Genomic DNA, 25,828 nt, shown 5'->3' with positions numbered 1-25,828 from the left:
CAGCGCGCCGAGGACGAGCGACGCGCGTCCAGCGAGAAAGCGCCCTCGTGTACCTCCGCAGCGAGTCGCACGGCGGTCGATGGACGGTCTGCTGCTCCTCATCCCTTCACCATGCCTCTCTCGCGCTGCGAGCACTGGACATCCTCCGTTGTAGTTGCCGGCGCCCCGAGAAAATTGGAGGAGAGAGGCGAATATTTTCGCGCGCGGGGGCGGGCCGTGGCTCCACGAGAGAACCTGCCCGCGAGCACGGATTCAGGCGGACCACTGCCGCCGATGGGCGGGCGTCCGGCAGCGCGAGCGGGGTCGGGGACCGCTGGGACCCGAAAAACAACCTGGGCCGCAGGGAACGCGGCGCGGCGGCCTTCGCCGACATCGCCATGCCGCCGCTGGACATGCCCTGGGCACCAGGAATCGATGGGACGCGAGGCGCGAGGGCCTGGGGCTGCGACCGTGCCTCGAGCTCGTCCCTGCGAAGGAGGGTCTCGAGCTCGTCCCCGCGAAGGAGGGACGCGAGGCGGCGAGGCCCGCGGGCTGCGACCGTGCCGCGAGCTCGTCCCCGCGAAGGAGGGATGCGAGGCAACGAGGCCGCGCGCTGGGACGTGCCTCCGGATGTCTTCACACGGACGATGGACACGAAGCGGCGAGGGCCTGGGGCTGCGGCCGTGCCTCGGGATGTCGTCGAGTTCTTCACACGGGCGATGGACGCGATTCGGCGCGTGCGGTCGCCGGCACGGCTCGATATCGACATATGTCCCGAGATCCATGTCGACATCGGGGCCGGCGAATGGGGGCATCCGCTGGCCGGCGGGCGACGCGTGAGCTCGGTCGACGAGTTCGCAGAAGCTGTCAAGTCGAGGTGCAGTTTTCCTGGGTCCAACAAAACAATCAGTCTTCTCGAGGCCGCCAGCCCCCTGGACGATGTTTATCGCGTTGTAGGCGCCAGAAGGCCCGTAGAAGTCCATGGAGGAGCTCTCCCGCGGGGTCGCCTCGTGGCGGTCTATGCGCCAATCCAAGATCAGACCGGTGAATGCTTCGTCCTCTGATTGCGCTTTCTCACTGTAATGAGACGAATCGCCGGGCCCTGCCTAGGAAGACTGCGAGTCCTTCTGCGCGGCGACCGCCGCCGCGCATGTCCGTGGAGTCATGTCTCACGGCCCATGCGGGTTTATCGACATGTCTGTAAGGGCATGTCCTAAAAAACATATGTGCAATCACCGCCGCGCGCGAAATGCGAGCGCGGAAGACACGCATCATTGACGCTTTCTTGAGCCGGCGAGATGGTGGGCCGAGGAGGTGTCTCGATGATTCTCGCAAGGACCCTGGCGAAGACGACGATGTGCGTGGCTGTGCTCGCTGTCGGCTGTGTCAACGAAACATATGGGCCGGACGCGGAGTCCCACGAATGGCATCACCTGAACCTCGCAGCGCGTGACAGCGGCGGCGGCGACAGCGACACGGGCGGCGACACCGGGGGGAACGAGGGGGAGGGCGACCTGGGCGGCGCGACGGTGGTGGGGGTCGAAACCCTCAATGTCACGATCCCGAAGTCGCTTCACGGGCAAGCGCTGGACATCCCGGCCAAGCTGGTGCGCCCGAAGTGGTCGAAGGCGGTCGGCAAGCGGCCGGCGATGATGGTGCTGCACGGCTCCGGCGGCCTGCTGAAGGACGGCCCGACCAAGGCCGCCCCGTGCAGCGACCAGATGGAGTCGCAGTTCGCCACCTGGTCCGATCGCCTGGCCAAGATGGGTTACACCGTGCTGCTGCCGTCGAGCTATTCGGCCCGCGGGTTCTGCGACAAGCACAGCCAGGCCGACAAGATGCCCAAGACCTTCGACACCAACACCGAGCAGATCATCGGCCGGATCTACGACCTCGACGCCGCCTCGCGCTATTTGTGCAACCGCCCCGAGGTCGACTGCGAGAGCATGGGCGTGCTCGGCTTCTCGCAGGGCGGGACGATGACGATGCTCGGGGTCCACTGGCAGCTCGAGCACGCGATCCAGTACTTCCGCGAGACCAAGGGCGGCACCGTGGACGTCCAGGTGCCGGACCTGAAGCCCGGGCGGCCGGAGTTCCAGGTCGGGATCGCCTACTACCCGGGCTGCGGCTTCGACGGCGCGGTGCCGCTGTCGACCAGCACCAAGGCGGCCGTCGAGAACAAGTACCTGCCGACCGCGCCGCTGTTCATCCTCCACGGCAGCGACGATTCGCTGGTCGAGCACTGCAGCACCGAGTACGGCGCCGGTTCGCGGGAGATCCAGGCCGGCCAGGTCGCGACCAAGACCAGCGTGGCGAACCTCTACGACATCACGGTCTACCCGAACGCCGGCCACTCGTTCGACAGCGCCGGCGCCAAGGCCGACGGCGGCACCCCGGAGGGCAACGTGGCCGCCAAGGAGGCCGCGCTGAAGGTCGCCCTGAAGCAGATCGTGCTGGCCCTCGGCGAGTGACGCTCCGCCGGCGCGCCTGCGTGCATGATCTTTTCGTTTTGATCGGAGAGATGTCCTCAGGGACAGGTCGATGACGCCTGTTCGACGGTCCAGCCATGCCGTCGAACAGGCGTCATCTTTGTCGGCGGGTCCGGGCGCGCGGCGCTCACGGGACGTCGCAGACGGTCCCCGGCAGGCCGGGCGCGACGCACACGAGGCACGCCTCGCCGGGGGCGACGGCGCAGTCGTCGACCGCGGCGAGGCCGGCGCACGGCCGCGAGGACACGATCGGCGAGCCCAGCGAGTCGAAGTGGAGCTCCTCGAGCGCGAACGAGCGGGCGGCCGTCCCCGCGTAGCCGCGGCCGACGCTGCTGTCGACGCCCTGCAGCCAGATCACCAGCTGGAATTGCTGCTCGGCGGCGGCGGCAGCGAGCGCGCAGTCGCTGGCGGCCTGCCACTCGGCGGTGTTGTTGTTCCACGGGTCGACGACTCCGCAGTCCTGGACCGCGCCGCCGAGCTGGTGCGCCCGCTCGGTGGTGAGCTGGACCAGGTCGCACACGAGCGCGCCGGTGGTCGAGTCGGTGGTGGTGCCGGGCCCGAGAGTGGTGGTGCTGGGCTCGCCGGTGCTGCCCGGATCGATGGTGGTGGTGAGCGGCTCGCCGGTGGTGGTGGAGACGCCGTCGGTGGCGGTGGTGCCCGGGACCTCGGTGGTGGGCCCGGTCGGGCTGTCGGTCGACGACATGCCGTCGGTGCCCGGCGCGGGGCCGGAGGTCGAGCCGGTCGTCGTGGTGGTGTCGGTGTCGCCGCCCTTGGGGTCGGGGACGCAAGCGGCGAGCGCGAGCGCGAGGACGGATGTGCGCGAGGAATAAGCGAAGTGCATGCCGGCGAACCTAGCCCGACGGCGCGCGACCTTCAACGCGCGGGGTGGCTCGGGAGCGACCGGCGTTCGTGCGTCGCCGGCGGTTGCTTGCGGGCGCAGCGGGCATTTGCATGCGTGGGCAAGCCGCAGCCGGCGAAACCGGCGCGCGGGGGCGCCGGGCGACGATCATGCGGGCGGATGACGACGTGCGGGGGGCCTGGCGACGAGCATGCGGGCGGATGATGACGCGCCGGGCACGGGCGACGCTCGTGCAGGGCGGCAGAGGATGGCGCGCCGGACTCGTCGCTCCCCAGAGATTGCTCTTGGGACATGCTCTTTGGGGCATGTCCTGAATCGTCAATTCGATCAGAATTCAATGCGCGGTCGGCTCGAGCGAGCCGGCCAGGCTCATGTCGATGCGGCTGCCGATCGCGCGGATCAGCGACTCGATCTCGGCGCCTTCGAGGCGGAGGGTGCGGGCCAGCTGGGCGCGGGTTTCGGCGTGCAGCTTGGCTTGCAGCGCCTTGAGCCAGCGGGCCGCGGTCGAGCGGTGGACGTGGAACAGCGCGCCGAGCTGGTCGACGGTCAGGCGGTCGCGCAGGGACAGGCGCAGCAGGGTGCGCTCGCGGCTGTCGAGCGCGGCCACGGCGGCGCGCAGGGCGGCCCGCAGCTCGTCGCGGCAGCGCTCGCGCAGCAGGACGATCTCCGGGTCGTCGGCCACGGCGGCCTGCTCGAGCAGCTCGCCGTCGTCCTCGACCTCGTGGGCGGCGCGGCGCTTGGCCGAGCGGACCAGCATCAGCGCCTCGCGCACCGTCGCCACCCGCAGCCACGCGCGCAGCGGGCCGCGGCCGGAGTAGCCGGCCAGGCGCGGGGCCTCGCCTGTCTCTCGGACCAGGAGGCGCAGGCGCAGCCGCTGGCGCGCCTCGGCCCGCTCGTCGGCGCCGACCCCCACGGCCTGCAGCGCCGCGTCGAGGGCCTCGCCGTGGGCCGCCTCGAAGGCCGCCAGGGCGCCCGGGAGCGCGCGCAGGCAGGCGTCGGCGAGGGCGAGGTCGGCCCAGGCGACCGCGGCGACGTCGGCCTCGGGGGCCAACCGCGGGGCCACGCGGGCGAAGAAGCCGGGCGGGTCGTCGGCGAACTCGGGCCACGCCGCCTCGACCGCCTGCCACGCGCTCGCCAGCGCGGCCGCGTCGGTCCGCTCGCGCAGCGGCGGCGGCACTTCGCTCCAGCGCGCGACCAGCAGGTCGTGGGCCCGGGACATGGGAGGCGGATGCTACACGCCGACCGGGCGGCGGGGTATAAGCGCGGCGGGCGTGGATTGCCCTGACGACAGCACCTTCGCCGCCTATCTTGAGGGCGCGCTGACCGGGGCGGCGGCGGCCGGCTTCGAGGCCCACCTCGACGGCTGCGACGCCTGCCGCGAGGCGCTGGCGGCCCTCGCCCGGGTGATCGCCCCGGCCGCCGCGGACGCGCCCGAGGGCCCGCGGCTGCGCGCGCGGGGCAGCACGTGCGGGCGCTACCTCGTCCTCGACGTGCGCGGCGCCGGCGGCATGGGCGTCGTCCACACCGCGTACGATCCCGAGCTCGACCGCAAGGTCGCGCTCAAGCTGGTGCGGCCGCAGGCGTTCGGCGGGGCGGCCCACCTGCGCGAGCGGCTGGCCCGCGAGGCGCGGGTGCTGGCGCGGATCTCCCACCCCAACGTCGTGCCGATCTACGACGTCGGCGAGGCCGACGGCGAGGTGTTCATCGCCATGGAGCTGGTGCCCGGGCCGACCCTGGCGCGCTGGCAGACCGAGCAGCCGCGGCCGTGGCGGGCGGTCGTCGACATGTACCTGCAGGCCGCCCGCGGGCTCGCGCACGCCCACGCGGCCGGGGTGGTGCACCGCGACTTCAAGCCCGGCAACGCGCTGGTCGGGCCCGACGGGCGGGTGCGCGTGGTCGACTTCGGCCTCGCGGTCGCCGGCGAGGCGAGCCCCGCCGAGGCGCCGGAGCGGGCCGCGTCGGCGTCGCTGACGGCCACCGGGGCGCTGGTCGGGACGCCGGCGTACATGGCCCCCGAGCAGTGGCGCGGCGCGCCGGTCGACGCCCGCTCCGACCAGTACAGCTTCTGCGCCGCGCTGTGGGAGGCGCTCGCCGGCGCGCCGTACCGCCTGCCGGACACCACCTGGCGCGGGGCGCCGGCGCCCGAGCCTGCGCCGGCGCCGAGCGGCGGGCGGGCGTTCCCGCGGTGGCTGCGGCAGGTGCTGCTGCGCGGCCTCGCCGACGAGCCGGCGGCGCGCTTCCCCGCCATGCCGGCGCTGATCGACGCCTGCGAGCGCGGCCTGCACCGCCGCCGCGGGACCCTGCTGGCGGCCGGCGGCGTGGCCCTGGCGGCCGCGCTGGCGCTCGTGTGGACCCGCCCCGACCCGCCGCCGCCGCAGCTGTGCCGCGACGATCCGTCGCTCCTGGCCGGGGTGTGGGACGGCGAGGCCGCGCGGGCGCTGCGGCAGGGCTTCCACGCCAGCAACCTGCCGTTCGCCACCACGATCGCCGCGACCACCGTCGCCGCGCTCGACGCCTGGGCCGCGCGCTGGCACGGCGAGCGGCGGGCGGCCTGCGAGGCGACCCGCGTCTACGGCCACCAGACCGAGGCCGAGCTGGCGCGGCGGACCGCCTGCCTCGACGACCGGCGCGCGGCCCTGCGCGAGCGCGTGCGCCTGCTGCAGACCGGCGAGCGCGACGTGGTCGAGGCGGCGGTCGCCATCGCCCACGACCTGCCCGAGCCGGCGGCCTGCCGCGACCCGGCCGCGCTGGCGCAGGCCGGCGACGGCGACGACGACGACGCCCGCCGCGGCCGCGCCGAGGTCGACCGCGCGGCGGCGCTCGTGCAAGCCGGGCGGTTCGCCGCCGCCGAGACCGCGGCCGACAGCGCCGGCGCGACGGCGCGCGTCCGCGGCTGGCACGCCCTGGCCGCCGCGGCCCAGCGCGTGGTCGGCGAGGCGCGCCAGGGCCTGGCCGACGCCGCCAGGGCCGAGGAGGCCTGGTACCAGTCGCTGTGGGCGGCCGAGGCCGCGCGCGACGACCGGGCGGCCACGCGCGCGTGGCTCGGCCTCGCCGCCCTGCTGGCCGACGACCTGGCCCGCCCCGACGAGGCCCGCCGCGCCGTCGCCCACGCCCGCGCCGCGTTCGCCCGCGCCGGCGACGATGCGCTCCTCGGCGCCGAGCTCGAGCTGGCCGCGGCGCTCGCCGAGCGCAGCTCGGCGAATTCCAGGGCGCCAACGCCCGCCTGCGCGAGGCCGTGGCCGCGCTGACGCAGCACGCCGAGCCCGCCGACCCGCGCCTGCTCACGGCGCTGCGCCAGTACGGCCGCAGCTTCTTCGACCTCGGCCAGCACGAGGCCTCGGTCGCCGAGTACCGTCGCGCCCTGGCGCTGGCCGAGCAGCACCTCGGCGCCGACCACCCGGCGGTGGCCGACCTCGCCAACAACCTCGGGACCTCGCTGCTCGACCTGCGCGACGTCGCCGGCGCCGAGGCGGCCCTGCGCCGCGCCCTGGCGATCGATCTGCGCGTCCACGGCCCGCTCCACCTCAGCACCGCCGCCGCGTTCGGCAACCTCGCCAACTTCGAGATGGTCCGCGGCGACTTCGCGCGGGCCGAGCAGGCCTACCGCGCGACCCTGCAGATCTACACGCGCCAGGCCAAGCCGCACCCCGACGCCGCCAAGGTCGCCTACAACTTCGCGGCGCTGCTGATCAACAGCCAGCGCCCGGCCGAGGCGCTGACCCAGCTGCAGTGGGCGCTGCAGGTGCAGCGCGCGACCCTCGGCGAGGACCACCCCGACACCGGCACCTACCTCACCGGCGTGGGCATCGCCTTCATGGCGCTCCGACGCACGGCCGAGGCGATCGCGCCGCTCGAGCAGGCGCTGGCGCTGTTCGAGCGCCGCCCGCGAGACGCCCGCTACCTGGCCGCCGCCCGCAAAGAGCTGGCCCGCGCGCTGTGGGACGGCGGCGGCGACAGGGCCCGCGCCCGCAGCCTGGCCGAGCAGGCGGCCGCGACCTTCCGCGAGTGGAGCGGCGGCGAGCGCATGCTCGCCGAGATCGAGGCCTGGCTGGCCGCCCACCCGCTGCCGCGACCGCGGGGCTAGCGAAGGGCCGGAGAGACCGGCGCCGCCGACTCGCTAGCGCGGTGAGGAGACAGTCTTCCTAGTAAGGAGACGTGCGCCCATTCGCGCAAGCAACCACGGCAGCTACCTCGTCGTCGTCAATTGCTTCTGGTCCTCGTGGAGGGGCGCACCGCGTCCAGCGTCGTTACGACCGCTGCAAGAACTCGCCGGACATAGTCATTTGTAAGCTTTTTAGCCTCGCAAGCATCCCCGTCTAAAGCCTTCGCTAGAATGCGGACGTCAAACTCCCTGTAACTGTTTGGTCCCGTCGTGAGTTCCTGGCGAATCCCCTCGCAAAAGAGGCTCTTGTCTTTGTGAAACACCGCGGGGGCGGTGGGGTTGTCGTGGGTAAGGATTGCCCCGATGTCCGTCAGATCTGTTCGCAGTGGGGCGAAATCATCAATCAGGCCGCAGCGGGCAGTTTCAATGGAAGGGAGCCTATCGTGAACCTGCCTCACGTACTCCACGATAGTGGTGAGTGTCTCAATGCGTACTCTGGCTGAGTTGATATGTCTTCGGCATTTCGCTACCTCCTTGCACAGATCGACGTTGAAGGGGTCCACGATGTAGGCCCGAAATCGGTAGCCGCTGCGCTTATTCTTCAGCACCTGCGGAAGTGCAGTTGCGGTGAGATATCGTCCAAGCCCACCCTTGAAGTACCAAGTCGTCGTCTCCCGTTGCGCCCGAGAGAAGAGCTCGTGAATGTCGACTGCGGGGATAACCTGTATCTCTTGCTCTGCTTTTCGCAGTTGGCGAGTCCCAAAGTGGACGACCAAACCAAGTCCAAATGTAACGATAGCGCTGGAAACGAGCCCCTCAAGAATCCTCTTCGGAAGATGAAGAACGTTGGTGTCCGGCCACCAGATGTCGAGTAGGATTCTCACCAGCAATGCGACGGTGATGAAACCCAAGAAAGCCATTAGCCACAGTGCACGCAGCCGCTTGTCCGCTAGGATTCTATCCACATTTCCTCCGCGCTTAGCAGCGCAGTTCTTGAATTGCGCGAGCAATGGTCGCGGTGGCTCTGGTCGCGTCTCGTGCGGTGTCTGGCCCTAAGCTTCCAATAATCCTTGCCTGAGTGCGTCCCGAGGGAGTGGCTCGCACCAGCGTAACCGTGTTGCTCTCGGCCGGACGGGTCTGATGGATAACACCGGCAGGTAGGAGATAGCTTTGGCCAGCCCCGATTTGCGTGAAGCGCTTGGAAACAAGACGAGCCCTGCGGCCCAGCGGCCGGAGCGAGCAGCGCTCGTAGTCATGGACCCACACCTCATTCCCAGATTCATCGTCCACTAGGTCGTAGACCTCATGCGAGACACTTCCTCGCAAGACGTGGCTCTCCAAGTGCCAAACGTGATCGTGAAGTTGGCTCAGTTCGTCCCGAAAAGAGGCGGTCGCCGGTGTCCAATATGGAGGCGAACCGAGTTCGTTGGCAGCTTGAAATGCACGGCGAGCATGCCCAGCGGATGCTTCTCCACCGCAACGGTCGGCGCGGACGCCGCAAGCTCGACCAGTGGCAACGCCCGGGGATTTTTTTCCAGGACGATGCGCCTCATTTCGTCCAGGAGGGCGCACTGTTCGCTGGCCGTGAACACGATAGGAAGAATAACGGCTAGAAGCGGCTCGGTAAATGGCTGCGCGTCGCAAGTGGGGTGCAGCAGCGTCAGCAAAAGCGCATGGCGCGCCTTGGATGGTGGCGCGATTTGCGCAGCGCGGACACGGTCGTTTTTCTAGCTTGGGGCAGGGGGACAGACAAGCGCTTGTGGGCGCGAATCGGCGACCGGCCGCGGGCCCCGCCGCGCGACGACTACGACCCGTCTGCCTCGAAGTAGCCGCAGCCGGAGTCGAGCTTGATCGGCCCCGTGGCGGGGAGGGCCAGCTTCATCGAGTTGGCGCCGGCCCGGATCTCGTAGGTCCCGGGGGCCAGGTCGGGGACGACGCATTCGGCCTTCAACTCGGCGCACAGCGTCACGCATGGCGCCGCAGGGCCGGGTTTGAGGTACGAGCCGCGCGCCTCGAGGTAGATCGTGGTGCCCTCGACCTGAACCTCGCAGGACGTCTTGACGAGGCGGGCGCACGCGCTGATGCACTCCTCGAGGATGACGCGGAAGGTGAAGTCGTCCCCGTCCTGGAACGCCGCGGCCTCGGCTGGTCGAGGCAGATGGTGCCCACGCCCTCCTCGGTGCAGGCCGAGGCGAGGACGAGCAGGAGCGCGAGGCAGCGACGCACGCGGCCCGCAAGGTAGCACGAGCCGCGCCGGCTCGCGTCGGGGACGACCGCCCACGATCTCGGCGCGGACCTCCGAGCGTCGCGATCGCGGACGTGGGCGCGCCCGGAGTCGCGGAGCGCGGCGGAGGATGGCGCGAAGGACATCTTCCGGATGGAGCGCCGGTCCGGTCGCCGCGGAGCTGTCTCGAAAGACATATCGTGGCACCCCCGCGCGAGGACTTCATGGCCGAGCGGCCGTCAGAGGTGTCTCGAAGGACAGCTCGCTCCGCGCTGCGGCGGAGACCGCGAGCCGGCGGAGAGCCGTCTCGCGGGACGGCTCGTCGCGCCGCGCTCGCTTCAGGCCGCGAGCTTGCCCGCGATCCACCGCGTCGTGTCGGCGACCACGTCGTCGCGGTTCGTCTCGTGGAACATCTCGTGGCGGCCGCCTGGCCACAAGTGCAGGTCGACCTCGAGGCCGAGCTTGCGCATCATCGCGACCAGGGCCTGGACCTGGCGGCCCTTGCCGCCGACCGGGTCGAGGTCGCCGCCGACCACCGAGTAGGGCACGCGCGGCAGGCGGGACAGGAACTCGGCGGTCTGCAGGCGGGCCTGGCCGCCGACGAGGTCGCGCCACAGCGAGGTGGTCGGCAGGAAGCCGCACAGCGGGTCGTGGACGTAGGCGTCGACCTGGGCCGGGTCGCGCGACAGCCAGTCGAACTCGGTGCGGTTGGGGCGGAAGGCCCGGTTGTAGGTGCCGAACGCGGTGGCGTTGAGCAGCTTGCTGCGGCCGCGCGTGCCGATCCGGCGCAGCTCGACCTGGATGAGGCCTTGCCCGATCCGCAGCAGCGCGCCGACCTTGCCGGTCGCGCCCGACAGCACCACCGCGGCCGGCCGCGCCCCGCTGCTGGCGAGGTCGTGCAGCGCGATCACCGAGCCCATGCTGTGGCCGAGCAGCGCCCACGGGACGTCGTCGAAGCGCGCGCGGGCGTGGGCGCGCACGCGCGCGGAGTCGGCGAGCACGCCGGCCCAGCCGCTGTCGCCGAAGAAGCCGAGCTCGTCGGGGCCGGGGGCGGTGTGGCCGTGGCCGCGGTGATCGTGAGCCACGACCGCCAGGCCGGCCCCGCACAGACCGGCCGCGAGGCCCTCGTAGCGCCCGGCGTGCTCGGCCAGGCCGTGCAGCACCTGGACCAGGCCGCGCACCGGCTGGCCGTCGTCGGGGGTCCACACGTGGACGTGAGTGGTCACGCCGTCGCCGGAGAGGGCCTCTGTCTCGTGCTTCACGCGCGCACACTACCACGCCTCGAGGTCGGATCACCGTCCGCCCGCGGCGGCCCTGCTCGCGTTACCCTCGCGGCCATGGCCAAACCGCGCCTCGTCGCAGTCCTCGCGCTGTCCCTCGCCGGCGGCTGCATTCAGTTCGAGCACGGGCCGACCACCGACGGCGGCGGCGGCTCGCCCGGCACCACCGGCGAGGTCGAGGAGCCGCCGCCGACGGTCGAGTGCGACCCGCTCAGCCAGGACTGCCCCGACGGACAGGCGTGCTCGCTGAGCGGCGACGACTTCGTGTGCATCGAGGTGTTCGTCGAGGGCGCGCCCGGCGACCCGTGCCAGGCCGCCGGCGAGTGCAGCCCGGGCCTCGTGTGCCTGCCCTCGGTCGTGCTCGGCAGCTGCGACGCCTCGTCCTGCTGCAGCTCGCTGTGCGAGGTGAGCGACACCAGCGCCCAGTGCGGCAGCTCGTCCGAGGTCTGCGCGCCGGTGTTCGACGGCGACGAGGTGCCGCCGATGTGGGCCGACTACGGGGTGTGCCGGCTGCCGAGCTAGGAGCCTGCGCATGCACGCCCCGCTCGCCGCCGGCAGCGGTCGCCGGTCGTGGTGGGGGCTTCGCGGCCCGCCTCAATTGGCGCGCGGGCGCCAGAGCAGGAATCCGGCCACCAGCAGGGTCAGCGCCGTGACGATCGCCGAGCCCACGACCAGCGTCTGCCCGCAATCCCGGAGCGAGCGCTCATCCACCAGCCCGGGTGAAGGACCGCCAGCAGGAGCAGCGGCCCCTGCGTACGCCAGCCACGGGCGCGCATTCGGGGGATCGAGGCCGAGCCGCCCGCGAGCACCGCGGTGGTGAGCCACGAGACCAGGCCCAGCTGCTCCGCGTGGAGAATCGCCTCCCTGGCGCCCGGGCCCGAGCACGCGACCGCGAGCCCGGGGAACGCCAGCGCTGCCACGACAGCCAGCAGGACGGACGACCTTCGGAGGCTCGGGAGCGGCACTCGAGCGATGCTACGCCGGAAGCCGCGGCCCGACCACGGCCGACTCGACCCGTCGTTGGGTTTCGCGACGACCTCGGCTATCGTCGAGCGCGAGGAGGACGCGGCCTCAGGGACAGTCCGCGCTCTGCTCGCTCGCTCGAGTATGGGACAAAGGCACAAGCACCTCCCCACCGCGACTGCCGGCCTCGCCTGCGGCGCTGCCTCGCGGCGTGACGCACCGGGGCGCACGCCCACGAGGACGCGCGCGTCCGGACATGCGATGACCGCGGCGCTGCTGCTCGTCGTGGCGCTGCTCGGCTGTCGCCCGCGTTCGGTCCACGCCGCACCGGCCGGCGCGGCCGTGACCGAGGAGCGGCAGCACGGCGCCCGCGCGCGTGCGCTCGGCGTGCCGTTCGACGGGACCCCCGGGCCGCACAACGCGATCACCGACGTGGCCGGCCTCGAGGTCGGCCACGCCACGATCATCACCGGCGCCGGCGACCACGCGGTGCGCACCGGCGTGACCGCGATCCTCCCGCGCGGCAAGCGGTCGCTCGTGCCGACCTTCGCCGGGTGGTTCGCGCTCAACGGCAACGGCGAGATGACGGGCACGACGTGGATCGAGGAGGGCGGCCTGCTCGGCGGGCCGGTCCTCTTGACCAACACCAACAGCGTCGGGGTCGTGCGCGACGCGATCGTCGCGTGGGGCATCGCCCGCTTCCCCGGCACCGACGCGGCGTGGGAGCTCGGCCTGCCGGTCGTCGGCGAGACGTACGACGGCTTCCTCAACGACGTCGACGGGTTCCACGTCACCCGCGAGCACGCGTTCGCGGCGCTCGACAGCGCCGCGCCGGGGCCGGTCGCCGAGGGCAACGTCGGCGGCGGCACCGGCATGATGGCCTATCAGTTCAAGGGCGGCATCGGCACCGCGTCGCGCCGGCTGTCGGTGGAAGCGGGCGGCCACACCGTCGGCGTGCTCGTCCAGGCCAATTACGGCCGGCGCCCCGAGCTGGTCGTCGCCGGCGTCCCCGTCGGTCGCGAGATCGCCGACCTGCTCCCGGTCCGCGGCGAGCCCGACGCGCGCGACGGCTCGATCATCGTCATCGTCGCGACCGACGCGCCGCTGCTCCCGCACCAGCTCAAGCGCCTCGCTCGACGGGTGCCGCTCGGGATCGGCCGGGTCGGCGGGACCGCCCACAACGCCTCGGGCGACATCTTCCTGGCGCTGTCGACCGCCAACGCCGACGCAGCGGCCGCCAAGGACGGCCTGGCCCGCGCCGCGTTCGTGCCGAACGACGCGCTCGACCCGCTGCTGACCGCCACCGTGCAGGCGACGGAGGAGGCGATCGTCAACGCGCTGACCGCCGCCGAGACGATGACCGGCGTCCGCGGCTCGACGGCCCACGCCCTCCCGCACGCGCGCCTGCGGGCGGCGCTGAAGAAGTACGGTCGCATGACCGATAGCCGCGCCCGCTGAGCCGTGACCGCTCGGGGGCGTCGCGTCGCCCCTGCCGGGCACGATTGCTGGCCTGTATCTTTCGACATGTTCTTTAAAACATGTCGAATCGGGCACATGATCGCCGCCTCACTCACTGCCACACCGAGCACGCGCCGAGGTTCCCGTACTTCGGCGTCGGCTCCTCCAGCAGGGGCAGGCACTCCTGGCCGGCGCCGGGGCAGGTGTTGGGCTCGCCGAGGTCGCAGTAGGGCATGCAGCAGCCCGGCGCGTCCTGGTCGCACTCGACGGCCACGGCGGGGAGCAGGCACAGGAGGCCGGGGTCGCAGACGTTGAGGAATTCGCAGGCGTCGAAGACTGGTCGTCGAGGTCCCAGCACATCAGGTGCTCGTCGCAGGTGTCGAGGCCGGAGGTCAGGGGAGCGGCGACGCTGCACGGCTCGCCGAGCTGCGCCGGCTGCGGGGCGATCGGCACGCACTGATAGGCGGTCCAGGTCTGGCCGTTGCCGCTGTCGTCGTAGGCGGCGCACTTCTGGCCCTCGGGACAGTCTTCCAGCCAGGGGTCGCACGCGAGCGGGACATCCGCTGACCTGAACGATCGGCCAGGTGGCGAAAAGCTCCCCACGTCGGGATAGCGACGACTTTGCGTGCGGACGGTGAGCCGTCGACCTGCGCGGGCTCGCCGGTGCTGCGTGTGACCTGAACGATCGGCCAGGCCCTTTTAAAAGGGGCCCTCGAAGATCCCCCACGTCGCGTTGAGAGAAACCCCGTGAGGCAGATTGCAACATTGCGCGAGGCGGCGAGGCGCTTCAGTCTCAGTCGCGATGACGACCTCGAATGTCACGACCGCGCGCCGGATCGGCGGACTCATGTTGGGCCTTGCGCTCGTCGGGTGTGGTGGCGGCGAGGAGCCGGCCGGCGATCCGTCGCTTGTGGACACCGAGGCCGGCGCGGTGCAGGGGCGCGTCCAGGACGGCGTGCGCAGTTTCTTGGGGATCCCCTACGCCGCGCCGCCGGTGGGGCCGCTGCGGTTCGAGCCGCCGGCGCCGCATCCCGGGTGGGACGGGCCGCGCGAGGCGCTGCATTCGGCCCGGGCTGCCCGCAGATCGTCGAAGGCGAGGCGAGCGGCGAGGAGGACTGTCTCACTCTCAACGTCTGGGCGCCCGACGACGACGCCGCGCATCCGGTGATGGTGTGGATCCACGGCGGCGGCTTCGTGGGCGGGGCCAGCAGCGAGCCGATGTACGACGGCGCGACCCTGGCGCGCGAGCAGGGGGTCGTGGTCGTCAGCCTGAACTACCGCCTCGGCGCGCTCGGCTGGCTGGCGGCGCCGGAGCTGGCGGACGCGGGCGCCGCGGGCAACTTCGGCCTGCGCGACCAGATCGCCGCGCTCGGATGGGTGCAGGCCAACATCGCCGGCTTCGGCGGCGACCCGGGGCGCGTCACGCTGTTCGGCGAGTCGGCGGGCGGCGCCTCGGTGACCTGCCTGCTCGGCTCGCCGGCGGCCGACGGCCTCTACCACGCGGCGATCGTGCAGAGCGGCGGCGATCCGAGCAGCTTGCCGATGCTCGGCGATCCGGACCGCGACCCGCGGCCGCGGGCGCGGAGATCGTGGCAACGGTCGGCTGCGCCGGCGAGGCCGATCCGCTCGCCTGTCTGCGCGCGGTCCCGGCCGACGCGCTGGTCGCCGCGGTCGGCGAGTTCGACCTGCTCGAGCCGGTCAGCATCGGCCCCGTGGTCGGCGACGCGCTGTTGCCCGAGCAGCCGCTCACGCGCATCGCCGCAGGCGACGCGCCCCGGGTCCCGCTGCTCGTCGGCGCCAACGCGCAGGAGTTCGGGCCCTTGCCCGCGGTGCTGCCGGTCGCCGACGAGGCCGCGCTGAAGGCGATCCTCGGCCTCCTGTTCGGCGAGCTGGCCGAGGCCTTGCTCGAGCTCTACCCGCCGGCGAGCTTCGGCGGCCCGGGGCCGGCTCTGGCGGCCCTGCTCGGCGAGCGCACCTTCGTCTGCCCGGCCCTGGCCCTCGCCGCCGCCGCGCCGCAGCCGAGCTGGTCGTACCTGTTCGCCCACACGCTCGCCGGGGAGGCCGGCGCGGCCGGCTCGTTCCACGCGCTCGAGGTGGCCTACGTGTTCGGCAACCTCGACGCCCTGCCCAATGGCGTGGCCGCGACCGCGGCCGACGAGCAGGTGTCGGCCTTCATGCGCGACGCGTGGGGCCGCTTCGCCCGCGAGGGCGCGCCGGGCGAGGGCTGGCCGGCCCACGCGAGCGACGGCGCGGTGATGCAGGTCCGGGCGAGCCCGGCGACGACCGCCGACGTCGACGCCGGCCGCTGCGCCGAGCTGGCGGCGCTCGGGCTGACGCCATGAATCGAAGGACAGGTCGCGTGTTCCTGAAGGATGTGCAGTGGAACATGTCGATGTAGACATGTCCGGAGGAGCATCCGCGAGACGCACGGCCCGGCCGAACGGACGGCGCCGATCGATGAGGCCACAAGGACATGTCCAGGGAGACATGTCCATAAGTCCATGCCGCGGACCGCCGCGGCACGCCCCGCGCGGCATGCCGCGGCGAGAGATCAGCCGTTCACGGCCCGACGTGGACGGCCTGGCCGGCGATCAGGTCGGAGACCCAGTCGATGAGCGGCGTGTCGCCGACCTTGGCCGAGTACAGGCTGCTGCTGAGGAAGGTGTGCTGCTCGCTGTTGTCGACGAAGAAGGTGCCCCACACGCCGGCGGGCTCGTTGTAATAATTGTCGCGGGCGTCGATGAGGGCCGCCTCGAACGCCGCTTGCGGGGTGTTGGGCAGCAGGGCGGTGCAGTCGTTGCCGCCGAAGCCGAAGAAGAAGCGGATGACCGAGTCGCCGGTCGACGAGATGAGGGCGAGGTGCTGGTCGGGGTGCTTCTGGGCGATGAAGGCGCCGATGTTGATGATGCCGCCGCCCTGGCTGGGGAAGCAGTCCTCGCAGCCGGCGGGGATCGTGTCGTCGAAGCCCCACAGGTCGCTCCACTTCTGCTGCAGGCACAGCGGCGCGACCTCGAAGCCGAGCGGCGGGCCGGAGTCGTCGAGCAGGGTGACGCGGGCCTCGGGGAAGGCGTCGGCGATCCGGTCGTAGTTGAAGGCGGCCCCGAAGCCGCCGGCGCTCTCGCCGGTGACGAGCACGTGGCCGACGTCGGTGAAGGTCGGGACGATGCGCTCGAGGTAGGCGGCGACGTTGCGGAAGCCGACGAACTGCTGCACGCCGGCCTCCGAGTCCTGATCGGGGCGGTTGCCCGCGTGCACGTCGCCGGTGCAGTACGGCACGAAGATGTGCGTCCAGTCGCCGACCGGGTTCTGCGGGCCGGGGTCGAAGATGCCGTTGTTGCTGCCGTCGAAGTCGCCGCCGTCGAAGCTGGACGGGTTCTGGGCGCAGGTCAGGGCGTTGAAGCAGGCGCCGCCGCCCTGGAAGTAGATGACGAGGCCGTCGCCGGTGCCGTAGCGGACGCCGATGCCGGTGCTGCTGCCGTCGCGACACAGGGCCTCGGGGAAGTCGATCCAGTTCCACTCGCCGGGCGGCGCGTCGGGCAGCGGCTCGCCGTCCCACGGCGAGGGCGGCGGGGTCGCCGGTGGTGCCGTCGGTGGCCCCGTCGGTGGTGCCCGCGGTGGTGCCGTCGGTGGTGTCGTCCGTGGTGGTCGGATCCGTGGTGGTGGGGTTCGGCTCGTGCGTGGTGGACGGCCCGGCGCTGGTGGGCGGGTCGTCGGTCGCGGTGCCGTCGGTGCCGCCGTCGGTCGTGGCCTCGCTGGTGCCCGCGGTCTCGCTGTCGCTGCCGGCGACCCCGCCGCTGTCGCCGCAGGCAGGCAGGAGCGCGCAGATCCACAGAGGTGCAACGGCGAGGCGACGAACGGGAGTCAGCATCGCGTCATGCTAGCCGAGCGGCAGGGCGGCGGGTCGCACCACCGCCTGCCCGCGCCGGCCTAGACTCACACGCTGCGAGCGTTCAAAACCGCCCTTGAAGGACGAAGCCGGTCTGCCCGCTGCCGAAGGTCGGCGCGAAGCTGACGCGCTGCTTCTTCATGCTGAACCGCTGCACGAGCAGACCCGTGGTCGCGCCTGCGACCGCGCCCGCGCCGAGGCCGAGGAAGAAGCCGCTGGCGAGGCGATGGGCGGTGAAGCAGTCGATGCCCTCGTTGTTGGTGCACACCAGCGACGCGGTGTCGTTGGCGTTCCAGTGCCCGGTCGAGACGCCGCCCCACACCCCGCCGGTGAGCAGCGCGACCGCGCCGACGCCGAGCTCGGTCCACCACACCCACGGCTTCACGTCGTACTCGGCGGTCAGGCCGGTGGCCCACAGGCCCACGGCCACGCCCATCAGCCCCGAGCCCGCCGAGCGCAGGCGGATCGCCGGCAGCAGCTCGCCGTTGGCGACCTTCGTCAGCTTCTTCTCGTCGTAGACGTTGCTGCCGTGGACCGCGAGCGCGAGGCCGGTGATGAACACCGGCACGCCCGAGACGATGAGGCCGGTCGACAGGCGCATGCGCGTCTTTTTCGGCACGCGCTCGGGCACCGGCGGCGGCGCGGGGGTGACCTCGGGCGCGGGTGGGGGCGTCGCGCCGGCCTCCGCGGGCGCGGGCGTGGGCGCGGGCGCGGGCGTCAGCGAGGGCGCCAGGGCGACCGCGAAGGTGGCCGTCGGCTGGGCGCCGAGGGTGACCTTCTCGACGTAGCGCTGATAGCCGGGGGCCTGCACCGTGACCTCCCAGTCGCCGGGCTCGATGCGGACGGCGCAGCGGCCCTGACCGTCGAGCGGGCACGGCACCGGCTCGGCGTTCAGCTGCATCTTCCGCAGCGACACCGTCGCCCCAGCCGCGATCGCCTCGTTCGGGCCGACCTGGAACGTCGCCGCGCGGAACGCCGGGTCGCTGGCGAGCGCCACGTCGAGCACGAAGCCCGCCGCACCTGGCTTGATGGTCAGGTCGCGCGTCGAGGCGGCGTAGGTCGGCGCGCTGATCTTGAGCTGCCACTTGCCGGGGTCGACGTAGATCGTCTTGCCGCCGGCGCTGAACTCGGGGGCCCGCGGCGGCAGCTCGAAGACCAGCGGCGGGCGCTTGTCCTTGTCCTCGTCGACGCGGGTGAGCGTCAGCGTGGCGCCGAGCTCGGCCACGGCCGACGGGGCGACGCGGACGAGCACCCCGGTCGCGGCCGCCTGGGCCTTCTTGCTGCGGCTCTCGGCCTGCTCGCGGCCGTCTTCGGGGATCCCTTGTTGCTGGAGGTAGATCTCCCAGTAGCGGATCGCGTGCGCCCGGTGGCCCAGGGCGAGGCGGGCGAGGCCGGCGTTGAACAGGTCGCGCGGCTCGTGCACGCTGGCCCACAGGTCCTCGAGCAGCTGTGCGGCCTCGAGGTACTTCTTCTGGCCGTACAGCGCTGCCGCCTGCTCGGCGCGCGCGTCGGCGTCGCTGGCGGTCGCGGGGGCTTCGGCGGGCGTGGAGGCGGGCGCGGGCGTGGCGGCGGGCGCGGGTTCGGAGGTCGGGGGCGTGGCCGGGGGCTCGGCGGCCGCGGCGGTCGCGAGGGTCAGGAGGAGCCACGAGAGGCTGACGGGCATCGACATCTCCGAGCGGCGGGGGGTCGTCCGGCCGCGGCCGGCCGCGCGATGATACGCTCGCCCGTCGCGCAGCGGCAGCAATTGTCGCGCCGTCGCTGCCCCCCGGTAAGCTCATGTGTCATCCTCGCGCGCGATGCTGCGAGGCGGGCGAGGCTGGGTGTGTTCGGCGGCGATGAGCGTGGCCGTGGCGCTGGCCGGCGAGGCGCGAGCGGCGGGCGCGCGGGCCTCCACGGAGGCGCCTCCGAGCCCGATCTTCGGCGGCGAGGAGGTCGAGATCTGCGCCTTCCCGGGGTCGTCTCGCTGAGCGACGGCAGCACCCGCTGCACCGGCGCGCTCGTGCATCCGCGCCTCGTGCTGTACGCGGCGCACTGCGGCGCGACCGGCATGAAGGTCGGCTTCGGTGAGTCGGCCACGGCCCCCGCGCAGGTCGTCGAGCCCGGATCTGCCGCGTCCACCCCGACTACGGCGGGCTCGGCAGCGAGGCCGTCGACTTCGCCTTCTGCCGCCTCGCCGAGCCCGCGCCGGTGCCGACGCTGCCGATCGCGTTCGGCTGCGAGGCGGCGCTGCTGGAGCCCAAGGCCGCGGCCGTGATCGTCGGCTACGGCGAGACCGACTCCGGCACCGGCGACGGCCCCAAGCGCTGGGCGGCCGCGCCGGTGCGGCTGGTGCTCGGCGATTACTTCGAGGTCGGCGGCCTCGGCGAGCCGGGCGTGTGCGCCGGCGACTCCGGCGGCCCCGCGCTGCTCAGGGCCGCCGACGACACCTGGCGGGTGTTCGGCGTCGCCTCGGTCCACGCGGCCGGCTGCGGCGGGATCGGCCACTACGCCTACGCCGAGCGGGCCATCCCCTGGCTCGAAGAACAGGCCGAGCTCGACCTCACCCCGTGCCACGCGAGCGACGGCAGCTGGCGGCCCGACTTCCGCTGCGACCATTTTGCGCGGGCGAACAGCGCGGGCGTCGGCACCTGGACCGACTCCTGCGCCGCCGCCCCGGCCGGGCCCGCCGGCACCAGCTGCGGCCCCGCGTTCGACGCCAGCCCCGACGACACCCCGCCGACTGTGGCGATCACGAGCCCGGAGCCCGGACCGCAGCCGGGGCCGACCGCGGTCGTCGAGGTGGTGGCCCGGGCCGAGGACGTCGGCTGGGGCGTCGCCGAGGTCGCGCTCGAGATCGACGGCGAGGTCCAGGCCCGCGACGAGGAGCCGCAGTGGCGCTTCGGCGCCGCCGAGTTCGCGCCCGGCAGCCACACTCTGGTGGCGATCGCCGAGGACGCGGCCGGCCACGTGACCCGCTCCGAGCCGGTGGTGCTCGCGGTCGAGGGCGAGGGCACCGGGGGCGGCGAGGGCTGCGGGTGCCGCAGCGGCGGGGGCCGCGGCGGGCTTCTGTGGCTGGTCTTCGGGACATGGTGGATGGGCCATGTCCGAAGAGCAAGACGCGCGCGGGGCTGAACGAGCGCTGACTCACCGCCGGGGCGGGCGCCGGGCCCGGCGTTTCGCGCTAAACCTCGCGCGATGACCGTGCGCAAGCCCGAGCCCGAGCTCCAGCCCCTCGACCTGTTCCAGGAGTGGTTCGCCGCGGCGGCCAAGACCGGGATGGCGATGCCCGAGGCGATGACGCTGGCCACCACCGACGAGCACGGCCGGCCGTCGGCCCGCATGGTCCTGCTCAAGGGCTTCGACCCGGCCGGACGCCTGCGCTTCTTCACCAACTACGACAGCCGCAAGGCCGGCGAGCTCGACCGCACCCAGCGCGCGGCGCTGCTGTTCTGGTGGCCGACGCTCTACGTGCAGGTCCGCGTCGAGGGGACGGTCTCCCGCCTGCCCGGCGAAGAGTCCGACGCCTACTTCGCGACGCGCCCGCGCCTGAGCCAGCTCGGCGCGATCATCTCGCCGCAGAGCCGCCCGATCGAGAACTTCCAGTCGGTGCTCGACGGGGTGTCGCACCTCGCCCATGAGCTCGGCGACACCCCCGTGCCGCGCCCGGCCCACTGGGGCGGCTACGCGGTCGAGCCCGACGCGTGGGAGTTCTGGGTCGGCCACGACGGCCGCCTGCACGAGCGCTTCGTCTACCGCCGCACCGACAAGGGCTGGAGCTTCACCCTGCTGGCGCCCTGAGCGCCGTGCTACTCTGGCGCGGTGGACGCCCCGATCGACCTCCGTCCGGTTTTCCGCGCGCACTGGCCCAGCTACGGGCCGGACTGGGACCGCGCGATCGAGCTGGGGATCGACGTGGCAGAGCTGGAGCGCAACCTGGCGCTCACGCCGGAGCAGCGGATCTTGCAAAAGCACCGCACGCAGCAAGCGATCGCGCTGCTGCGCGCAGGACTGAATCGTGCAAGACACGCCTGACCTGCTGCAGCGCCTGCTCGCCGCCGGCTTCGAGTTCGTGATCGTCGGCGGGGTGGCGGCCGCGGTCCACGGCTCGGCGCGCAACACCGACGACCTCGACGTCGCCGCGGTGTTCACCGCCGACAACATGGCCCGGCTCCTCACCGCGCTGCGGCCGTTGCACCCGCGCAACGCGACTCGACCCGACCTCGGCGAGCTCGACGCGACGCCGGAGCAGCTCGCCCGCTACCGCAACCTCTACCTCGTCACCGACAGCGGCCGGCTCGACGTCCTCGGCGAGGTCCCGCCGATCGCCAGCGTGGCCGAGATCGTCGGCGCCGCCGAACCGCTCGAGTTCCTCGGCGCGACCTGCAAGGTCATCTCGCTCGACCACCTGATCACGATCAAGGAGTCGGTCGGCCGCCCGAAGGACCTGCTGGTCGTCGCCGAGCTCAGGGCGATCCGCGACCGCCTGCGCAACGAGCCGCGACCGCCGCGCGGCGAGCACGGATGATATGTCCGCAGAGACATATCGACGAGTGCGCGCCGCGTCGCGGGTGCGACCTCACAGCGCTTCTTGAAATCCCGCGACCTCGGGGAACTTCGCCTGCAACTCATTAGAATTGTCGGCGGCGTCGGTGCAGCGGAGCACCGACTCGAGCACCGCCGACGACGCGTATTGGGTGATCTCCCAGCTCGTCGTGTCGGGCGTGTAGTCGGGGCTGCAGTCGAACAGGAGGCTGGCGAACTGCGCCCCGCAGACGTCGTTGGCCTGGGCGATTTGTAGAAAATCCTGGCCCTCGGAATTCTTCAGCGAGCACAGGCTCGAGAAGGCGAGGTGGCCGGCGTCGGCGATGCCGACCAGGCGCTTGGGCGCCGGCGAGCTCTCGAAGCCCTCCTGCTGCTTCGAGTACGCCACCACCTGGTCGGACAGCGCGCCGAAGATCAGCGTCGACTCGAGCGCCGCGCCGGCCTCGACGCCGCCGGCGGCCATCGGGATCAGCACGCGCGCCGAGCCGCCCGCGTCCGCGATCGCGCCGCCGCCGGCGCTGTGGCCGGCCATGGCGAGCCGCTCGGCGTCGACGTGGCCGGCGATGAAGGCGAGGTCGCCGGCCGGGGCGGCCAGCGCCGCGACGATCTCGCCGATGTCGTCGGCCAGCTTCTGCGGCACCATCGGCGCCCCGCACAGCGAGCCGAGCAGGTCCTTGAGCCACAGGCCCGGGTGGTCGGCGGCGAGGACGACGAAGCCGCGGCTGGCCCAGTGGACCATGTGCTCGAGCGACTGCGAGCGGAACCCGGCCGTGCCGTGGACGAAGATCACCGCGGGGTAGGGGCCGTGGTCCGCGTCGAGCGGGAGGCCTTGCCAGCACTCGCAGTCCTGCCACGGATTGTCGGCGTCGGGCACCTTGCCCTGCTCGGCGTCGGGCAGGCCGGTGCGGATGTCGTAGCGAATCTTCTCCTGCCCGGCCTCGCTGCCGAGCTCGGCCGGGTACCACACCTCGACCGTGAGGCCGCCGATCGTCACGGTGCGCGCGCCGACCGGCCACGGCCCCGGAAGTGACGTGTCTTTCGGGACAGGCAAGAACGAGCCGCCGGCGCAGCCGGGCACCTCGGCGCCGGCGCCGGTCGTGTCGTCGCCCGTCGACGTGTCGGTCTCGGTGGTCGTCGTCGGCGCGGTGGTGGTGGTGGGCGCGCCGGTCGACGCCGTCGCGTCGCTGTCCGCGGTCGCGGCGGTCTCGCCGGTGGTGGTGGTCGTCGCGTCGGTCTCGGTGGCGGCGCCGCCGGAGCCGTTGCAGGCGACAGTGAAGAGGGTCAGCGCGAGAAGGCGACGCATCGGGGGACTCCTGGAACCGCGCGTCACGGCACCACAGGAGCACCGCCGCTGTCAACGTGGCATCCAGGCGACAACATGTCTCCGCGGACAGGTACGATTCACGCTTCGATCGCCCGAGATTGCGGCGTGGGTCCCCGCAAGCGGACCGCGTACTCGCGTGATGAACGCGTCGCAGCGCGTACGAGCGCGCCGATGGGCCGCGCAGCAGGCACATGCGCACAATCGAACTGATGCATGAATCAGCTTTGCGGTTGATGGTTCGGGGGCCGGTGCGTAACCATCGCGAGCATGCGTCTCAAAAAACATAGTCTGTCCACCTCCACGGCCCTGTTGTGCGTGAATCTGTTCACCTTCGCGGCGTGCAACACCGACGACTCGGCCACCGCGTCGAGCGACTCTGACAGCGACTCCGAGGGCAGCGGGACCCTGGGCTCGACGGGGACGCCGACGACCGACACGTCGCCGACCACGACCTCGCCCGCCACCGACTCGGCCACCGGCACGACCACCAGCGTACCGACGACCAGCATCGGTCCCGGCACCGACACCGACACGACGGCCGGCCCGGGGACGGACACCAATACGAGCACCACGAATCCCGGCACGGACTCGACGACGAACCCCGGCACGGACTCGACGACGAACCCCGGCACCGAGACCGACGGGACCGCGACCGAGACCGACGGGACCGCGACCGAGACCGACGGCAACACCACCGGCGTCAACGCGGTGTGCGGCGACGGCGTCGTCGAGGGCGGCGAGGGCTGCGACGACGGGGCCGACAACGGGGCGGGCAAGGCGTGCAAGGCCGACTGCACCCCCAACGTGTGCGGCGACGGCGACAAGGGCCCGACCGAGGCGTGCGACGACGGCCCGGACAACGGCAGCCCGGACAGCAGCTGCACCGCCGCGTGCGAGGCCAACGTGTGCGGCGACGGCATCCTCGGCCCCGGCGAGACCTGCGACGACGGCGCCAACAACGGCGACGACAAGCCGTGCACCAGCGAGTGCGAGCCGAACGTGTGCGGCGACGGCAAGGTCGGCCCCGGCGAGGCCTGCGACGACGGCAACGACGACGACATGGACGAGTGCACCAACGCCTGCGCCCTCGCCACCTGCGGCGACAGCATCGTCGCCGCCACCGAGCAGTGCGACGACGGCAACATGGTCGACACCGACGCCTGCACCGCCTCGTGCACCGCGGCCGCCTGCGGCGACGGCTTCACGCAGATGGTCAACAACGAGGCCTGCGACGAGGGCAACCTCAACTCCGATCAGAGCGACTGCACCACCTCGTGCAAGGAGAACGTGTGCGGCGACGGCCTCGTCAACACCCTCGGCATGACCCCCGAGCAGTGCGACCTCGGCGAGGGTAACGGGCCCGGCAAGGCGTGCAACGCCAACTGCGAGACCAACGTGTGCGGCGACGGCGACCCCGGCCCGGGCGAGCAGTGCGACGACGGCAACAACGTCGACGACGACGGCTGCAGCGCCACCTGCGTCCTGGAGATCTGCGGCAACAGCGTCGAGGACGGCGCCGAGCAGTGCGACGACGGCAAGAACGGCAACCAGGACGACGGCTGCACCGACCTGTGCCTGCTCCCGGTGTGCGGCGACGGCTTCAAGCAGGTCAGCAAGGGCGAGCAGTGCGACCTCGGTAACAACAACAGCAACACCGGCGCCTGCACGCTCGTGTGCAAGAACGCGGTGTGCGGCGACGGCTTCATCCGCACCGGCGTCGAGCAGTGCGACGACGGCGCCAACAACGGCAACACCAAGGCGTGCAAGGCCAACTGCACCAAGCAGGTGTGCGGCGACGGCTTCGTCGGCCCCGGCGAGGCGTGCGACGACGGCAACGCGATCAACAACGACACCTGCACCAACGCCTGCAAGCTGGCGACCTGCGGCGACGGCATCAAGCAGGGCACCGAGCAGTGCGACCTCGGCGCGAACAACAGCAACACCGGCGCCTGCACCCTGGCCTGCCTCCTGCCGAAGTGCGGCGACGGCTTCAAGCAGGGCACCGAGCAGTGCGACGACGGCAACGGCTCGAACACCGACGCCTGCCTCAGCACCTGCAAGACCGCGACCTGCGGCGACGGCTTCCTCAAGGCCAGCCCCGCGCCGGCCGAGCAGTGCGACGACGGCAACACCCAGAACGGCGACCTCTGCAACGCCAACTGCACCAAGCCGAAGCGCGTGTTCAACACCAGCACCAGCTGGAACGGCAACCTCGGCGGCATCGCCGGCGCCAAGGCCAAGTGCCAGGCCCGCGCCAACGCGGCCGGCCTCGGCGGCACCTGGGACGCGTGGGTCAGCAACAACACCAGCAACCCCGCCAGCCGCTTCATCAAGTCGACCACCCGCTACGCCCGCCTCGACGGCCAGGAGGTCGCCCAGACCTGGGCCGACCTCGTCGACGGCACCATCGACGTGCCGATCAACATCAACGAGTTCGGCGACATGTCCCCGCAAGCCGACATCTGGACCGGCACGTCCGAGAACGGCACCTCGCTCAACGAAGACTGCAGCGGCTGGACCGCCAGCGGCGGCTTCGCCGTGATCGGCTACGAAGGCCGCAACAACGCCATCGACTTCAACTGGAGCGCCAGGTCGGTGGTGTTCGCGTCCAACTGCTCGACGATGCAGCGGCTGTACTGCTTCGAGCAGTGAGCCGAATGCACGACTGAGCTTCCGAGCGCGTGCTCGGAAGCTCGAGCGGTCGGGGTATTCGATACGGTTTTATCGCGCCTGCTTTATTGAA

Annotated in this window: 23 protein-coding genes and 1 pseudogene; 13 read left to right on the top strand and 11 right to left on the bottom strand. The window is 72.1% G+C overall.

Annotation, left to right across the window (positions count from 1 at the left end; translation table 11 throughout):
* Nucleotides 1-1,508: 1,508 nt before the first annotated feature.
* On the top strand, nt 1,509-2,450 hold the full coding sequence (locus OV079_RS31625) for a dienelactone hydrolase family protein (protein WP_267772822.1): 942 nt from the start codon (nt 1,509-1,511) through the stop codon (nt 2,448-2,450).
* Nucleotides 2,451-2,595: 145 nt separating this feature from the next.
* On the opposite strand, the gene OV079_RS31620 is transcribed toward OV079_RS31625, so the two are convergent.
* Both OV079_RS31620 and OV079_RS31615 read right to left on the bottom strand, forming a co-directional pair.
* Nucleotides 2,596-3,309: a hypothetical protein gene (locus OV079_RS31620; RefSeq protein WP_267772821.1), complete on the bottom strand. Its 714-nt coding sequence runs from the start codon at nt 3,307-3,309 to the stop codon at nt 2,596-2,598.
* A 352-nt stretch (nt 3,310-3,661) separates the two neighbouring features.
* The gene (locus OV079_RS31615; protein ID WP_267772820.1) at nt 3,662-4,546 is read right to left on the bottom strand and encodes a transcriptional regulator; all 885 of its coding nucleotides are present in this window, start codon (nt 4,544-4,546) and stop codon (nt 3,662-3,664) included.
* A 52-nt stretch (nt 4,547-4,598) separates the two neighbouring features.
* Between OV079_RS31615 and OV079_RS31610 the strand changes: the two genes are divergently transcribed.
* Together OV079_RS31610 and OV079_RS31605 are read left to right on the top strand one after the other, a co-directional pair.
* A complete protein-coding gene (locus OV079_RS31610) occupies nt 4,599-6,575 on the top strand; it encodes a serine/threonine-protein kinase (protein ID WP_267772819.1) in 1,977 nt (658 codons plus the stop codon).
* Entirely contained in the window at nt 6,563-7,411 is an 849-nt protein-coding gene (locus tag OV079_RS31605) for a tetratricopeptide repeat-containing protein (RefSeq protein ID WP_267772818.1), read from the top strand. The genes OV079_RS31610 and OV079_RS31605 overlap by 13 nt, the downstream gene beginning before the upstream one ends.
* Nucleotides 7,412-7,527: 116 nt before the next feature.
* Here the strand turns inward: OV079_RS31605 and OV079_RS31600 are convergent, their stop codons facing one another.
* From OV079_RS31600 to OV079_RS31585, 4 genes are all read right to left on the bottom strand, one after another.
* Entirely contained in the window at nt 7,528-8,340 is an 813-nt protein-coding gene (locus tag OV079_RS31600) for a hypothetical protein (protein WP_267772817.1), read from the bottom strand.
* A 456-nt stretch (nt 8,341-8,796) separates the two neighbouring features.
* Entirely contained in the window at nt 8,797-9,096 is a 300-nt protein-coding gene (locus OV079_RS31595; RefSeq protein ID WP_267772816.1) for a hypothetical protein, read from the bottom strand.
* A gap of 137 nt (nt 9,097-9,233) precedes the next feature.
* Nucleotides 9,234-9,674, bottom strand: coding sequence for a hypothetical protein (locus OV079_RS31590; RefSeq protein WP_267772814.1), 441 nt, complete (start codon nt 9,672-9,674; stop codon nt 9,234-9,236).
* A 317-nt stretch (nt 9,675-9,991) separates the two neighbouring features.
* Entirely contained in the window at nt 9,992-10,915 is a 924-nt protein-coding gene (locus tag OV079_RS31585; protein ID WP_267772812.1) for an alpha/beta fold hydrolase, read from the bottom strand.
* A 75-nt stretch (nt 10,916-10,990) separates the two neighbouring features.
* Between OV079_RS31585 and OV079_RS31580 the strand changes: the two genes are divergently transcribed.
* On the top strand, nt 10,991-11,455 hold the full coding sequence (locus tag OV079_RS31580; RefSeq protein WP_267772811.1) for a hypothetical protein: 465 nt from the start codon (nt 10,991-10,993) through the stop codon (nt 11,453-11,455).
* 119 nt (nt 11,456-11,574) lie between these two features.
* Here OV079_RS31580 and OV079_RS31575 read toward each other — a convergent pair whose 3' ends face one another.
* The gene (locus OV079_RS31575) at nt 11,575-11,853 is read right to left on the bottom strand and encodes a hypothetical protein (protein ID WP_267772809.1); all 279 of its coding nucleotides are present in this window, start codon (nt 11,851-11,853) and stop codon (nt 11,575-11,577) included.
* 304 nt (nt 11,854-12,157) lie between these two features.
* Between OV079_RS31575 and OV079_RS31570 the strand changes: the two genes are divergently transcribed.
* A complete protein-coding gene (locus OV079_RS31570) occupies nt 12,158-13,354 on the top strand; it encodes a DmpA family aminopeptidase (protein ID WP_267772808.1) in 1,197 nt (398 codons plus the stop codon).
* A gap of 112 nt (nt 13,355-13,466) precedes the next feature.
* Here the strand turns inward: OV079_RS31570 and OV079_RS31565 are convergent, their stop codons facing one another.
* Nucleotides 13,467-13,712, bottom strand: coding sequence for a hypothetical protein (locus tag OV079_RS31565; RefSeq protein ID WP_267772807.1), 246 nt, complete (start codon nt 13,710-13,712; stop codon nt 13,467-13,469).
* Nucleotides 13,713-14,156: 444 nt separating this feature from the next.
* Here OV079_RS31565 and OV079_RS54600 point away from each other — a divergent pair.
* Nucleotides 14,157-14,818 (top strand): annotated as a pseudogene (locus tag OV079_RS54600) (carboxylesterase family protein); the annotation flags it as partial.
* Nucleotides 14,728-15,696: a carboxylesterase family protein gene (locus OV079_RS31555; protein ID WP_420829439.1), complete on the top strand. Its 969-nt coding sequence runs from the start codon at nt 14,728-14,730 to the stop codon at nt 15,694-15,696. The pseudogene OV079_RS54600 and the gene OV079_RS31555, both read left to right, overlap by 91 nt.
* A gap of 217 nt (nt 15,697-15,913) precedes the next feature.
* Here the strand turns inward: OV079_RS31555 and OV079_RS31550 are convergent, their stop codons facing one another.
* Together OV079_RS31550 and OV079_RS31545 are read right to left on the bottom strand one after the other, a co-directional pair.
* Nucleotides 15,914-17,194, bottom strand: a complete 1,281-nt coding sequence (locus OV079_RS31550) for a pectin acetylesterase-family hydrolase (protein ID WP_267772805.1) — start codon at nt 17,192-17,194, stop codon at nt 15,914-15,916.
* 110 nt (nt 17,195-17,304) lie between these two features.
* On the bottom strand, nt 17,305-18,903 hold the full coding sequence (locus OV079_RS31545; protein ID WP_267772804.1) for a PEGA domain-containing protein: 1,599 nt from the start codon (nt 18,901-18,903) through the stop codon (nt 17,305-17,307).
* Nucleotides 18,904-19,075: 172 nt separating this feature from the next.
* On the opposite strand from OV079_RS31545, the gene OV079_RS31540 reads away from it, so the two are divergent.
* From OV079_RS31540 to OV079_RS31520, 5 genes are all read left to right on the top strand, one after another.
* Complete coding sequence (locus OV079_RS31540; protein WP_267772802.1) at nt 19,076-19,207, top strand: hypothetical protein; 132 nt, start codon at nt 19,076-19,078, stop codon at nt 19,205-19,207.
* Between the two features lie 136 nt (nt 19,208-19,343).
* Nucleotides 19,344-20,351, top strand: coding sequence for an Ig-like domain-containing protein (locus tag OV079_RS31535; protein WP_267778695.1), 1,008 nt, complete (start codon nt 19,344-19,346; stop codon nt 20,349-20,351).
* Between the two features lie 63 nt (nt 20,352-20,414).
* A complete protein-coding gene (pdxH, locus tag OV079_RS31530) occupies nt 20,415-21,017 on the top strand; it encodes a pyridoxamine 5'-phosphate oxidase (protein ID WP_267772801.1) in 603 nt (200 codons plus the stop codon).
* Nucleotides 21,018-21,038: 21 nt separating this feature from the next.
* On the top strand, nt 21,039-21,251 hold the full coding sequence (locus OV079_RS31525; RefSeq protein WP_267772800.1) for a hypothetical protein: 213 nt from the start codon (nt 21,039-21,041) through the stop codon (nt 21,249-21,251).
* Nucleotides 21,235-21,744, top strand: coding sequence for a hypothetical protein (locus tag OV079_RS31520; RefSeq protein WP_267772799.1), 510 nt, complete (start codon nt 21,235-21,237; stop codon nt 21,742-21,744). The genes OV079_RS31525 and OV079_RS31520 overlap by 17 nt, the downstream gene beginning before the upstream one ends.
* Nucleotides 21,745-21,795: 51 nt before the next feature.
* On the opposite strand, the gene OV079_RS31515 is transcribed toward OV079_RS31520, so the two are convergent.
* On the bottom strand, nt 21,796-23,064 hold the full coding sequence (locus OV079_RS31515) for an alpha/beta hydrolase (RefSeq protein ID WP_267772798.1): 1,269 nt from the start codon (nt 23,062-23,064) through the stop codon (nt 21,796-21,798).
* Nucleotides 23,065-23,400: 336 nt separating this feature from the next.
* Between OV079_RS31515 and OV079_RS31510 the strand changes: the two genes are divergently transcribed.
* Entirely contained in the window at nt 23,401-25,737 is a 2,337-nt protein-coding gene (locus OV079_RS31510) for a DUF4215 domain-containing protein (protein ID WP_267772797.1), read from the top strand.
* The last annotated feature ends 91 nt before the right edge of the window (nt 25,738-25,828 follow it).

The sequence above is a fragment of the Nannocystis pusilla genome, assembly GCF_026626665.1.
Lineage (GTDB): Bacteria > Myxococcota_A > Polyangia > Nannocystales > Nannocystaceae > Nannocystis > Nannocystis pusilla.
Note: the sequence above shows the minus strand (reverse complement) of the source record. Positions and strands in the feature narration are given on the sequence as shown.

What these genes read in the sequence shown, in the direction of transcription:
- OV079_RS31580 (WP_267772811.1), top strand. Translation starts at nt 10,991, where the DNA reads ATGGCCAAACCGCGCCTCGTCGCAGTCCTCGCGCTGTCCCTCGCCGGC.
- pdxH (WP_267772801.1), top strand. Translation starts at nt 20,415, where the DNA reads ATGACCGTGCGCAAGCCCGAGCCCGAGCTCCAGCCCCTCGACCTGTTC.
- OV079_RS31540 (WP_267772802.1), top strand. Translation starts at nt 19,076, where the DNA reads ATGAGCGTGGCCGTGGCGCTGGCCGGCGAGGCGCGAGCGGCGGGCGCG.
- OV079_RS31555 (WP_420829439.1), top strand. Translation starts at nt 14,728, where the DNA reads ATGGGTGCAGGCCAACATCGCCGGCTTCGGCGGCGACCCGGGGCGCGT.
- OV079_RS31620 (WP_267772821.1), bottom strand. Translation starts at nt 3,309, where the DNA reads ATGCACTTCGCTTATTCCTCGCGCACATCCGTCCTCGCGCTCGCGCTC.
- OV079_RS31570 (WP_267772808.1), top strand. Translation starts at nt 12,158, where the DNA reads ATGACCGCGGCGCTGCTGCTCGTCGTGGCGCTGCTCGGCTGTCGCCCG.
- OV079_RS31615 (WP_267772820.1), bottom strand. Translation starts at nt 4,546, where the DNA reads ATGTCCCGGGCCCACGACCTGCTGGTCGCGCGCTGGAGCGAAGTGCCG.
- OV079_RS31515 (WP_267772798.1), bottom strand. Translation starts at nt 23,064, where the DNA reads ATGCGTCGCCTTCTCGCGCTGACCCTCTTCACTGTCGCCTGCAACGGC.
- OV079_RS31545 (WP_267772804.1), bottom strand. Translation starts at nt 18,903, where the DNA reads ATGCCCGTCAGCCTCTCGTGGCTCCTCCTGACCCTCGCGACCGCCGCG.